The 13,531-nt window shown below is 47.4% G+C and carries 9 protein-coding genes; 6 read left to right on the forward strand and 3 right to left on the reverse strand.

Going from position 1 to position 13,531, the window contains the following annotated elements:
* Both AB5903_RS20225 and AB5903_RS20230 read right to left on the reverse strand, forming a co-directional pair.
* A partial coding sequence (locus AB5903_RS20225) for a two-component regulator propeller domain-containing protein (protein ID WP_368118176.1) occupies positions 1-748 on the reverse strand: 748 nt, incomplete at its 3' end.
* A gap of 44 nt (positions 749-792) precedes the next feature.
* A complete protein-coding gene (locus AB5903_RS20230; protein ID WP_368118178.1) occupies positions 793-2,694 on the reverse strand; it encodes a hypothetical protein in 1,902 nt (633 codons plus the stop codon).
* A 264-nt stretch (positions 2,695-2,958) separates the two neighbouring features.
* On the opposite strand from AB5903_RS20230, the gene AB5903_RS20235 reads away from it, so the two are divergent.
* Positions 2,959-4,926, forward strand: coding sequence for a sulfatase (locus AB5903_RS20235; protein WP_118399455.1), 1,968 nt, complete (start codon positions 2,959-2,961; stop codon positions 4,924-4,926).
* Positions 4,927-4,990: 64 nt separating this feature from the next.
* On the opposite strand, the gene AB5903_RS20240 is transcribed toward AB5903_RS20235, so the two are convergent.
* Positions 4,991-6,340 carry an MATE family efflux transporter gene (locus AB5903_RS20240; protein WP_118399456.1) on the reverse strand — a complete coding sequence of 450 codons (1,350 nt, stop codon included), beginning with the start codon at positions 6,338-6,340 and terminating at the stop codon, positions 4,991-4,993.
* Between the two features lie 294 nt (positions 6,341-6,634).
* Here AB5903_RS20240 and lysS point away from each other — a divergent pair, with 294 nt between their 5' ends.
* The 5 genes from lysS to AB5903_RS20265 all read left to right on the forward strand — a co-directional run bounded on the left by lysS (position 6,635) and on the right by AB5903_RS20265 (position 12,613).
* Positions 6,635-8,359, forward strand: a complete 1,725-nt coding sequence (gene lysS / locus AB5903_RS20245) for a lysine--tRNA ligase (protein WP_117857092.1) — start codon at positions 6,635-6,637, stop codon at positions 8,357-8,359.
* Positions 8,360-8,362: 3 nt separating this feature from the next.
* Positions 8,363-9,358: an NAD(P)H-dependent glycerol-3-phosphate dehydrogenase gene (locus tag AB5903_RS20250; protein ID WP_005657304.1), complete on the forward strand. Its 996-nt coding sequence runs from the start codon at positions 8,363-8,365 to the stop codon at positions 9,356-9,358.
* Between the two features lie 53 nt (positions 9,359-9,411).
* Positions 9,412-10,749, forward strand: a complete 1,338-nt coding sequence (locus AB5903_RS20255; protein WP_040316250.1) for a glucose-6-phosphate isomerase — start codon at positions 9,412-9,414, stop codon at positions 10,747-10,749.
* 137 nt (positions 10,750-10,886) lie between these two features.
* Entirely contained in the window at positions 10,887-11,624 is a 738-nt protein-coding gene (locus AB5903_RS20260) for an HAD-IA family hydrolase (protein ID WP_060385474.1), read from the forward strand.
* 47 nt (positions 11,625-11,671) lie between these two features.
* Entirely contained in the window at positions 11,672-12,613 is a 942-nt protein-coding gene (locus AB5903_RS20265) for a hypothetical protein (protein ID WP_005657309.1), read from the forward strand.
* Positions 12,614-13,531: the final 918 nt, after the last annotated feature.

Consider the following 13,531-nt stretch of genomic DNA (forward strand, 5'->3'; position numbering starts at 1 on the left):
CATAACGATAGTTATCCAGCTTTTTGTTCTTTACATCATACAGATACAGCCCGTTGCCTTCAGTCGCTACCCATATCCGATTGGGAGTCTGGCACAAGATACTGTTTATCTGCACCTTGTCATGCAGGTCAAGTAATGTTTCCAATGCTCCGTTTTGCAATGAATACATATATACCTTCCCTTTAGTGCCAATAAAAATATCATCATCTTGCCTGAGCAGCGTTAACGGTTTCAACGAATGTAAAGTAGCCGACAACGTATCATTCAGGAAACGTTCTCCTTTCACGCCAAAAAGTAAAATACCTTCGGTTGTCCCAAGCATAAGCCAGTCCTTCTGCATAGGCACAATATTCCTGACTGTTACATTTTGTCCCTTTTTCTTATAAAAGAAATTAGAAAATTCATTCTTGCGATGATTATAAAGCGACAAGCCTTCTCTCGTTCCTATCCATATCCGGTTATCATTGTCAATGACGACACAACGGGTTATATCGCTGGCTATACTCTTCGGATTCTTATACTGATGCCGGTAGACAGTAAAATTATAACCGTCATATTTATTAAATCCGTCATAAGTGGCAAACCACAGATTGCCTTCTTTATCCTGATTGATTCCGAATATGGTACTATGCGACAACCCTTCTTCCAAACCGATATGTATGAAACGCATACCGTCTATTTCACCGGCAAGCCCCATACTGGCAAACAATGTTCCGCATAATACTAATAAAAATCGAAATATTTTCATACATATTACATTATTAACACAGAACAAAGAAAATAAAAAATACATTAATTATACATGATTTTAACTTGAATTTTCTTATCCGGACTATCCGGAAAAACCTGCAAGGGAATGAAAGAAAAGCCCGGCACAGGATTAAATATCCGTCCGTCTTTATCGGTAGGAGCAACCTTCATTCTGCCGTTCACGCAAACTACCTCCAACACGCCGTCCTTTTTCTGAAGGCGCATGCCTTCCGGCGTAATATCCACAACTTCCGAAGGCGCGGCGATAACCGGTAAAACCAGGCAGGCGGTCAAAGGGCAATGTTCCATTTCTATCGACAAGCCCTGTTGGGAATACACATAATCCAACGTTACGGGAATCGCTCCCTGAACCGGAGTCTGCTGGTCGGCATCCACCAGATGGGTATTGACATGGAAACGGTGCATATTCTTTTCCTTGGTATAAGCAATATCCGTATCCAAATCATCGAGATTACTGTAAATCGTTCCGTATTGCACCATTTCAACCCGCGGCGTTCCGCTCATTATATACTTCCGGCTGTTGCTCTGCATATTGGGTGCTTCTATCAAAGCATACCGGTTGGTCGTAGCGGCAAATACCGGACCAGCCTGTTCGTGCCATAACAGAGAAACGGCGCCTCCCATGGGATGAGTTCCTTTTACCTTATATTCCGCATCGAAACCGGTACATGTAGAACGCCACGGACCTTCTGCAACCAGCCATGTACGAATATCCCGGAAATACTTTACCCCATAAGCATTATCGCGCGGCAATGCCTTGTATTGTTGCGTCTTGACGGGTGGAAGCTCAAGAAAAGCCGTCAGCGCCTTGGCATGTCCGAAGGTATGATGAATACAAGCCGGAATGCCAGAGGCCCGATAATCGCGTCCGGCATGAAGCAAACCGTCATCCGTCGATTTTTTCAGTAATTGTATATTGCGGCGAATAGCCTCCAGGTACTCCGGATGATGCGCGGCCATGGCATAATAACCGCCCATAAAGCCGTCGCTTGTACGTCCGCCCCAATATGTCCACTTAAAACTGCGCGTACCCCAACTGTTGTCCCATGCACCGTCGGGCAACATAAATTCCAGATGGGTATTCATGGAGCGTTCCACGATGGAGAGCAACTCCCGGTCGTTCACCATAAGCGCATAATAAGCCAGATTAGGCAAGGATTCCTCTACATTATATCCCAAGTCCACCGGGAGACAGCCGTTCTTGGTAGGTGTCCATATTTTAGGTCCTTCGCCGTATAAAAAGAAATCGTTCGCCGTAAAGAACTTCTTCAAGTCCGAAGCAACAATCCGGGCTTCCTCCTTGAAGTCCGGACGGTCGAACATCTCTCCGAGAGCCTGCAAGGCATACGTCACCGAAGCGGAATAGTTCACATTGTTCAGGCGCTTCATACTCCCCTGCATACGGCGGCTGTACATCTGCGGATTCTTCATCATGAATTCGCCGGCTTCCAACAACTGCTCTTTCCAATGGTTACGCGTAGAGTCATCCAGCAGATGCCCGTGGTAATGCACTGCCTCATACAGAGCAATAGCGGCGAATACGGTAGTCCCGCTCCAATCGGATACGTGTACATCGTTCATCCAGGAGCCGTCCGGACGGTGCACGTTCTCCATCCATTTCATCAGTTTCTTGGCGGCAAGCAGATATTTGTCATTGCCGGTTTTGTCTGCCAGATACATCAGAGGAAGAACCGTGTCTCCTATCCGTCCGTGAATGCGGGCACAGGCGGGACACAGAATACCGCCGTCGAGCGACGGATGCAGCCCTTCGCATTGGTAGGCCAGCAGAGCATCCACCCACTCCACCAGCAGTTTCTCCGCATCATTGCGCAAGGAGTTGTCTGAATAAACGGGATTTCCGGCACATACACGTTCCGAGAAAGAAAGTACAAACGCAATCACTATAAAAACGATGTTTCTCATACCATTATACACTATTAGATTTATTTTTCAAAAGTAAGACATTCCGGTAATATAGCGTCCTTATTTTCTCCAATACACCGCAACATACGTTTACCGGTTCTGCAATTTTGTTGAATCTTCATCAATTTTGTTGAAAACCTGCATGCCAAAACAATATTAGCAGCTTTTTAAACACATCAGGCATGCTTATCAGAACAAATGCCCTACCTTAGCAACCACTACTGAAAAACCGATATAACATGTAAAACTAACATTTAATATAGCATGAAAAACTTATCTCTACTCATGTGTACCGCTTTCTGCGGGCTGCATACCGCCCAAGCGGATGCGGCAGACAACAAGAAAAACGAAAGGCCCAATATTCTCTGGCTCACCTTCGAAGATACCAGTGCTTACGAATTCGGCTGCTACGGCAACAAGGATGTGCACACCCCCAATGCAGACAGTCTGGCTGCCCGCGGCATACAATTCATGAACGCATGGTCGGTGGCCCCGCAAAGTTCGGCCGCACGCTCATCGCTCATTACGGGTTGCTACTCCTCGACCTACGGAATGGATGTCCATCCGGTTCCATACGACACCCCGGCAAACATCTTCTTCCCGCAATGGCTGCGTGAAGCCGGATATTACTGCACCAACAACAGCAAGACACACTACAATTCCACCACGGACAACAAAAGCTGCTGGGACGAATGTACGAGAGAAGCCTCTTACAACAGCCCGAAGCGTGGTAAAGACCAGCCTTTCTTTGCCGTATACAATACGGTGACCTCGCACATGGGACGTATCCGCACCTTCCATACCGACGGACGGCGAGATTACACCCAAGAGGGCATTTATCCGGAACTGCTCACCCTACCCGCCTACGTGCCCGACCTGCCCGAAGTACGTTCCGACTATGCCGGCCATCTGGAAGCCGTGCAGGATGTGGACACATGGCTGGGATTCTTCCTGAAAGACCTGAAAGAAAAAGGATTGGACGACAACACGATTATCTTCTTCTTCAGCGACCACGGCGGTTGCGTTCCACGCGGCAAAGGCTATTTGTATGAAAGCGGTCTGGAAGTGCCCCTGATAGCCTACTTCCCGCCCAAGTGGCAACACCTGGCGGGAGAAAAGGCATCCGGCAAAGATTATTCTTTGGTCAACTTCACAGACTTGGGACCTACCGTACTTAGTCTTGCAGGCGTAAAACCGCCCAAACACATGCAGGGAAAGGCATTGTTCGGGAAGTACGCGTCCGATGAAAAGCGTGAAATCCAGTTCGCACTGGCGGCCAACCAACTGCACCACTTTATGCCGGTACGTGCCGCAACCGACGGACGTTTCAAATACATCCGCAGCTACATACCCTACCGTCAGTTTGCCCTGCGCAATTACTACCAATGGGGCATGCCGTCCAACAAAGCATGGGACAAGCTGGTTTTAGGCGGACATAACACCAACCCCGACTGGGCGCAGACGTTCAATGCCCATCCTGCCGAAATGCTGTTCGACCTTGAAAAAGACCCCGGTGAACTGCACAACCTGTCCGACTCTCCCGAATACGCAGAAGTACTGGTAAAGATGCGTACAGCCCTTTCCAACCATATCCGCGCCACCAAAGACCTGGGTTTCTTCATACCCACCTCTCGCGAGAATGTGATATTGTATGACAAAGTACGTAAAGAGAAATACCCCTTGAATGAGCTGTACAACCTCGTAGAACTGGCAGGTACAGCCCATGCAGACGATGCTCCCGTATTCGAGAAAGCACTGTCCAGCCAATATCCCGAAATGCGCTATTGGGCGTCCGTCGGTTTGGCACAACTCGGAGCCAAAGGAGAATTGAAAACCTGTCCCGCACCTCTGCTTGCCTTGCTCAAGGATGCCGACCCCTACATAGCCTGCGAAGCCGCCTATGCCGCCGCTTATCTGGGAGAAACCGCCAAAGGCATCGAACGCCTGAATTATCCGGCAAAAGAAGCCGATAGAAAAATCGGTTATTCCCTGCTGGAATGCCTCTCTCTGGATAAAGCCATGCAGCCCGCCATCCGCGTGCATCTGGCAGACCTGAAAGACAAAGCCGAAACACTTCCGCGCAAAGCAAACGAAGATGCCGGCCTCATGGCACGCGGCATTCTGGTCAATCTCGGTGAGATGGATATAAAGAACCTGCACGGTCCGGAGTCCTATAAAGCAGGCTTGAAACTGAATCACGGACGCAGACCCATGGTTCCGCTGCCAAACTGATGAAAGTTGGATGTAGCTGAAAAGAGACCGGTGGTAAGTATCTTTGTTTTAACACAATACCGCCTTATGCCTGCGCCTTGAATTTGCGGAGCTGCCACACCAGCATCGTGCCCGCTATCAGACTGGCCAGCAAGTCGGAAATCGGCATACTGTACCAAACGCCTGCCACACCGAAAAAACGGGGCAGAATTATCAGACAAGGCAGCAACACCATCATCTGGCGGGTAAGGGAAAGAAATATTGCCTTACTCGCCATTCCTATACTCTGGAAGAAGTTAGCGGTAACCATTTGAAAGCCTATAATGGGGAAAAACATCACCACAATGCGCAGGCCCTTTGCCGAAAGGGCAATCAGTTCGGCATCCGAAGTAAAGATACTCACTACCCAGTCGGAGAAGAGCATACCTACAATAAAGCCGAAAGTAGTGACACAGGTTGCATAGATTATCGTCAGTTTCAGAGTCTTGATGACACGGGCATGCTGTCCGGCTCCGAAGTTATAGCCCGCAATGGGCTGCATTCCCTGGTTCAGTCCCATTACAATCATTACGATGATAAATACCAGCCGGTTGACAATGCCGAAAGCGCCGATAGCCAAATCGCCGCCATACTTTTTCAATCCCTGATTGATAAGGATTACGATGAAGCATGCCGCCATATCCATCAGGAACGGCGACATGCCGATAGCCAGTGAATCGAAGACTATCTTACGCTTCAAACGGAAAATACCGCGGTGAAAATGCAGCAGTTCGTCTTTATTGCTGAATATCCTGAGCTGCCATATCAATGATATGACCTGCGCAACAATCGTAGCAATGGCCGCCCCGCGAATGCCCCAGCCGAAACCGTAGATGAACACCGGGTCGAGTATCGTGTTGATAATCACCGTGGCAATGGTGGCATACATCGCCTTCTGCGGATGCCCCGAAGAACGCAGCACCGCATTCAACCCCAGATAAAGATGCGTAACGGCATTGCCGAGAAGGATAATCTGCATATAATCGCGCGCATACCCCACAGTCTCGTCACTGCCGCCGAAAAAGTAAAGAATAGGGTCGAGGAATGCCATTACAACCACCGTAAAAGCCACACCCAGCAGAATATTCAGCACAAATACATTGCCCAGTACCCGCTGCGCCGTGTCATAGTCCTTCTGCCCGAGTTTGACGGAAATCAACGTAGCCGCTCCCACACCTACCAGCGAACCGAAAGCCGCTGCAAGGTTCATCAAGGGGAAAGTCAACGCCAGTCCCGAAATAGCCATTGTGCCCACACCGTGACCGATGAAGATACTGTCCACCATATTATATAAGGAAGATGCCGTCATGGCGATGATTGCCGGAACGGCGTACTGCATCAGTAATTTACCTATATTCTCCGTGCCCAACGCTGTGGGTGTTTTTTGTCCTGCCATACTTTTTACCTGTTTTTTCGAGGGCGCAAAGGTACTCAAAATTCGTCAGGTGAGCAAGTATCGCGTCCCGTCTTAAGGAAGAACCGCACTCTCTCCTACCGGAAGCGTATCAGAGACAGGGAAGAAAGCGTATCAAGCTCGACCCAAGGCTCCTTCTCCCGAGAACTTACCCGGCGATTATCCCACAACCTGCCACAGAGCACACGGAGCATACGGCGAATAAATTCCCCTAAAGGTTCGCTATCTGAAAAATGTTTCGTATTTTTGTCCCCAAATTGAGTGAATTATAGCGAAATGAACGTATTAGAACTAAGTGAACAAGAAATCATTCGTCGCAACAGCATGAATGAACTTCGCGCGATGGGTATCGAACCCTATCCCGCAGCAGAGTATGTAACCAACGCTTTCTCTACCGATATTAAAAAAGAATTCAAAGACGACGCCGAACCGCGCCACGTATCCGTAGCCGGACGCATCATGAGCCGCCGCGTCATGGGGAAAGCCTCTTTCATCGAATTACAGGACTCCAAAGGCCGTATCCAAGTATATATCACCCGCGATGACATCTGTCCGGGCGAAGACAAGGAAATGTATAATACCGTATTCAAACGCTTGCTCGATTTAGGCGACTTCATCGGTATCGAAGGCTTTGTATTCCGCACTCAGATGGGCGAAATCAGTATCCATGCCCAGAAGCTGACCGTGCTTGCCAAAAGCATCAAACCGCTTCCTATCGTAAAATATAAAGACGGTGTGGCCTACGACTCGTTCGACGACCCGGAACTGCGCTACCGCCAACGCTACGTGGACCTCATCGTGAACGACGGCGTCAAGGAAACATTCCTGAAACGCGCCACAATCATCAAGACCATGCGTGCCGTACTGGACGAAGCCGGCTATACGGAAGTGGAAACACCGATTCTGCAATCCATCCCCGGCGGTGCAAGCGCACGCCCCTTCATCACCCACCACAACTCATTGGATATGGACCTCTACCTGCGTATCGCCACCGAGCTTTACCTGAAGAGACTTATCGTAGGCGGTTTTGAGGGTGTATACGAAATCGGAAAGAATTTCCGTAACGAAGGTATGGACAAAAACCATAACCCGGAATTCACCTGCATGGAGCTGTACGTGCAGTATAAGGACTACAACTGGATGATGGGATTCACCGAGAAACTCCTCGAACGTATCTGTATCGCAGTAAACGGCAGCACAGAGACTACCATCGACGGAAAGACCATCAGCTTCAAGGCTCCTTACCGCCGCCTGCCCATCCTGGATGCCATTAAGGAAAAGACCGGCTACGACCTCAACGGCAAGAGCGAGGAAGAAATCCGCCAGGTGTGCCGCGAACTGAAGATGGAGATTGACGACACTATGGGCAAAGGCAAGCTGATAGACGAAATCTTCGGCGAATTCTGTGAAGGCACATTCATACAGCCTACCTTCATCACCGACTATCCGGTAGAAATGAGCCCGCTGACCAAGATGCACCGCAGCAAGCCCGGACTGACCGAACGCTTCGAGCTGATGGTGAACGGTAAAGAGCTGGCCAACGCATACAGTGAGCTGAATGACCCCATCGACCAGGAAGAACGCTTCAAAGAGCAGTTGAAACTGAGTGAAAAGGGTGACGACGAAGCTATGTTTATCGACCAGGACTTCCTGAAAGCGCTGCAATACGGTATGCCTCCCACATCAGGCATCGGTATCGGCATCGACCGTCTGACGATGTTGATGACCGGACAGGCATTCATCCAGGAAGTATTGTTCTTCCCGCAGATGCGCCCCGAAAAGGTCACTCCGAAAGACGCGCCTGCCAAATTCATGGAACTGGGTATCCCCGAAGAATGGGTGGCAGTCATCCAGAAAGCCGGCTACAACCTGGTTAGCGACATGAAGGATGTAAACCCGCAAAAGCTGCACATGGACATTTGCGGCATCAACAAGAAATATAAACTGGAACTGGCAAATCCGACCGTGAAAGATGTGGAAGGTTGGGTTGAGAAAATCTAAGAAATGAAACTACCCGGTAAGATAGCCATTATGGGCGGAGGAAGCTGGGCCACTGCCATTGCAAAGATGGTACTGGCACAAGAAGAGACTATAAATTGGTATATGCGGCGCGACGACCGCATTGCCGATTTTAAGCGTCTCGGTCATAACCCTGCCTACCTGACGGGCGTCAAGTTCGATACCAAGCGTATCAATTTCAACTCAAACATCAACGATGTAGTCAAGGAGTCGGATACGCTTATCTTTGTAACTCCTTCTCCTTATCTGAAGGCTCACCTGAAGAAGCTGAAGACAAAAATCAAGGATAAGTTCATCATCACTGCCATTAAGGGCATCGTACCCGATGACAACATGATTGTATCGGAATACTTCACGAAAGAATACGGTGTTCCTACCGAAAATATCGCAGTGCTGGCGGGTCCCTGCCATGCGGAAGAGGTTGCGCTCGAGCGGCTTTCCTATCTCACGATAGCGTGTCCCGATATAGACAAGGCGGACAAGTTTTCCCGCCGTCTGGCAAGTTCATTCATCAAGACTTCCGTAAGCAACGACGTGGCAGGTATCGAATACGGCTCCGTACTCAAAAATGTATATGCCATTGCCGCCGGCATTTGCAGCGGACTGAAATACGGCGATAATTTCCAGGCGGTACTCATGTCCAACGCCATACAGGAGATGAACCGTTTCCTGCAAACCGTACATCCGCTGAACAGAAACATCAGCGATTCCGTTTATCTGGGTGACATGTTGGTGACGGGATACTCCAACTTCAGCCGTAACCGTACGTTCGGTACGATGATAGGTAAAGGATATTCCGTAAAAAGTGCCCAGATAGAAATGGAAATGATAGCCGAAGGTTATTACGGAACCAAGTGCATCAAGGAAATCAACAAGCATTACCACGTGAACATGCCGATACTGGATGCTGTGTACAACATCTTATATGAGCGCATCTCACCGATGATTGAAATCAAGTTACTGACTGACTCTTTCCGGTAATGCGGAAAAGAGGACAGCAAGGACAAAATACAGAATTTAAAACCTATAATATTATGATTAGTTTGAACATTGAAAAGACTCTTGGATTCATTTCCAAAGAAAATGTTTTCGCCTACGAAGCCCAAGTCAAGGCTGCACAGGAAGCATTGGAAAACGGAACCGGTAAAGGCAACGACTTTTTAGGCTGGCTACACCTTCCTTCTTCCATTACAAAGGAGCACCTGGCAGACCTGAAAGCTACCGCGCAAGTGCTGCGCGAGAATTGTGAAGCAGTGGTTGTTGCCGGAATCGGCGGAAGCTACCTCGGTGCACGCGCCGTTATCGAGGCTTTGTCAAACAGTTTCGCATGGTTGCAGGACAAGAAGTCCGGCCCGGTTATTCTGTATGCAGGACACAACATCGGTGAAGATTATCTGTACGAGCTTACCGAATATCTGAAAGACAAGAAATTCGGTGTCATCAATATTTCCAAATCGGGAACCACTACCGAAACGGCTTTGGCCTTCCGCCTGCTGAAAAAGCAATGCGAAGACCAACGCGGCAAGGAGATGGCCAAAAAGGTGATCGTTGCCGTTACAGATGCCAAGAAAGGCGCAGCACGCGTTACTGCAGACAATGAAGGGTACAAATCTTTCATTATCCCCGATAACGTAGGCGGCCGTTTCTCCGTACTCACCCCGGTAGGTCTGCTGCCCATCGCCGTTGCAGGCTTCGACATCGAAAAGCTGGTAGCAGGCGCGGCAGCCATGGAAAAGGCTTGCGGAAAGGATGTTCCGTTCGCTGAAAACCCGGCAGCTATCTATGCAGCCACCCGCAATGAACTCTACAAGAACGGCAAGAAGATTGAAATCCTTGTAAACTTCAACCCCAAATTGCACTACGTAAGCGAATGGTGGAAGCAGCTTTACGGTGAATCCGAAGGTAAAGAGAACAAGGGTATCTTCCCTGCATCCGTGGATTTCTCTACCGACCTGCACTCCATGGGACAATGGATTCAGGAAGGTGAACGTACCATTTATGAAACTGTCATTTCAGTAGAAAAGACACAGTATTCGCTGCAAGTTCCTTCGGACGAAGCCAACCTCGACGGTCTGAACTTCCTCGCCGGAAAGCACGTGGACGAGGTGAACAAGATGGCGGAACTCGGCACACAACTGGCTCACGTAGACGGTGGTGTACCCAACATGCGCATCGTGATTCCTGCACTGAACGAGGAAAGTCTCGGCGGATTGCTGTACTTTTTTGAGAAAGCATGCGGCATCAGCGGCTACCTGCTGGGGGTTAATCCGTTCAACCAACCGGGTGTGGAAGCCTACAAGAAGAATATGTTCGCCCTGCTGAACAAGCCGGGTTACGAAGAAGAATCCAAAGCCATCCAGGCAAGACTGTGATAAATTAAAAATCGAGAGTTGAGAATTGAGAAATGGCTGCACACAAATTACCATGTGCAACACCAAAAGGCTGTTTCTTGATTCCCAACTCTCTGTTTTATTCCCCTATTTCTAATTTTTTATTCTCAATTTATCAAGTGTTTAAAGAAGCAATATCCCGCTATTTAAGAGAACACGGATACGACAATATCCGGCTGAAAGCCGTTCTTTTCGACATGGACGGCGTGTTGTTCAACTCCATGCCTTATCATGCCGATGCATGGCATACGGTAATGGAACGTCATGGTCTGCATCTGAGCCGCGAGGAAGCTTATATGCACGAAGGACGTACGGGAGCAGCAACAATCAACATCGTATATCAACGGCAATACGGCAAAGATGCCACTCCTGAGATGATAGAGAGTATCTATGCCGAAAAAAGTGAAGAATTCAACAGACATCCCGAACCCGAACGTATGCCCGGAGCATGGGAAGTGTTACAGAAAATAAAAGCGGAAGGGCTGACTCCCGTATTGGTAACCGGTTCCGGCCAGCACTCCCTGCTGGACAGACTGGCGCATAACTTTCCCGGCATGTTCCAACGCGAACGTATGGTCACCGCCTTTGATGTGAAATATGGCAAGCCCAATCCGGAGCCTTATCTTATGGGACTGGAAAAAGCAGGGGTAAAGGCCAATGAAGCTATTGTCGTGGAGAATGCACCCATCGGCGTCCAGGCAGGAGCAGCGGCAGGGATATTCACAATCGCTGTCAATACCGGTCCGCTGGACGGACAAGTGCTGCTGGATGCGGGAGCCAATCTGTTATTCCCTTCCATGCAGGCTTTCTGCGATAACTGGGAAGCTGTGCGGGATGCGCTTGCATCTGAAGAGTAAAGAGAGGACAATTCTTGAAATTGAAGTTTAGAAAACAAAGAGACGTTATGTGGAGAAAGCTGCTTGGAATACTGACATTGTTTTCTTTCCTGCCGTATTTTTCGATTTGCCAGAACAAGCTTCGGGAAAATGGCTGGTATCATATCTTGTCCGGACAGACGGACAGCATTTCCAGAGAGCCTATCGTAACGACGAAGGATTTCATCGCCCTTAAACTGGATACGGATTATTTCGGAAAATATGTAATCAGCGGACAAATCAGCAACTATAAACGAAAGAAATGGGCTGAGGAAACGGGAAAGGCAACAGGCAGGCAGATAGCTTTCATATTCAATGATTCTGTCATAACCAATCCACGGGTCAACTGTAGCATAGAGAGCGGTGCTTTCCAAATAACTTCCGTTCTTGATGAAAAACTACCGGACATATATAAACAACTGAAACAAGAGAAGATTGATTCTATCGCAACGCTTTTCAAGGACTGGGAAAAAGATTCTCTCTATTTTGCCATGCCCCCGGAATACAGAGATTCCATAATAATGGCAATTGATTACTGGGAAGCCTACACATGGATAAAGCTAACCACTAAGCCCGATGAACATTATTGGTACAGCATAACAGACTCTGCCGAGTACAAAAAGCTGGAAGAAGCCCTGAAAGAAGAACTTGAGAAGTCCAATCTTAGCAGCAGGGCTTCAGATTACATGCAGTCGGATACATATCAAACGTATAAAATGTATGTATGCAACAACCCTGAATATATCAACCTTATGTTCCAATGCTTTCTTTTCAAGAAAATCAGAGGGTTGTACAGCTATCTGATAGACGATATTATCCAAACCAAATACCCTTCCGCCCCAAGTATAAGGACATATATTGACAAGACCGACAATTCCGATGATGAGAGATTTGCCGTATATGAATGGCAACGACAGATATGGGTCTTGCTGAATAAGGACAAACAGACGGATGACCCAAGAGATATATAAATAAAAAAAATCCTTGATAACCAACAGTTTATCAAGGATTTTCCTGTGACCCCGGTGCGATTCAAACGCACGACCTTCAGAACCGGAATATCCTTGACGATTTAGCAGAACACTTTGCTTATCAATCTGTTATAAATCTCTGTTTATGTTGGTTAATCAACTATTAATCAACAATGCAAAGATAGGACTTATTTTTATTCTTGCCTCTACTATAGAAAAGAAAATTCTATTTAATGTTATATCCGAAGCATTGGGAGATAAGGACTACATAGATTTACCTTAGTTACTTTGACAATGAGCAAGTGGATGAAGCGATGCGATACCTAATGTAAGTTATTGCACTCCTTTATATAAGAGATCGTTTATATAGGCATCTACACCATAAAAAATGAGCCATATATTTTGATAAATGAAAAATACCGTTTACTTTTGCAACCAAAAGATGCTTCGTAGCAATTATATTAAATAAAATTGCACTTTTGAAGGGAAAAGGAGGAAGTGTCTATTAAAGAGCAAACTTAAAAGAAATAAGGAATTAAATGAAATGATGAGTACTCAGCGGAATGCTCATAGTTTTTTTGAATCCAGTCAACATGGTATATTTTTTACTATGTCGGTCTTTTAAGGTAGATGCTTAATGACATAAGGGTAAACAAAAAAATTATGAGCATAAATGACTTAGTATATTGTCATTTATGTTTTTTTTGTTTGTTTAACCCGGATAATCTCAACTATTGAGATTTCCATAAAATAATAAAAATATGACAGATATAAAAATTAACACCCCCGTCGGTGGAGCCAGTTACAAAGGGAATGCTCCCTTTAAAGACAGCATTAAATTTGGGTCAGCGGATTTCCCCGGTTGGCAAGCTTTCTTTTAAGCGTATAGCCTAGCCAGTCTGAACATGAAGAATTTCA

Origin of the sequence: Bacteroides sp. 2201st1_D9_2201SCRN_220225 (genome assembly GCF_040928965.1) — a bacterium.
In the GTDB taxonomy this organism is placed as follows: Bacteria; Bacteroidota; Bacteroidia; order Bacteroidales; family Bacteroidaceae; genus Bacteroides; species Bacteroides stercoris.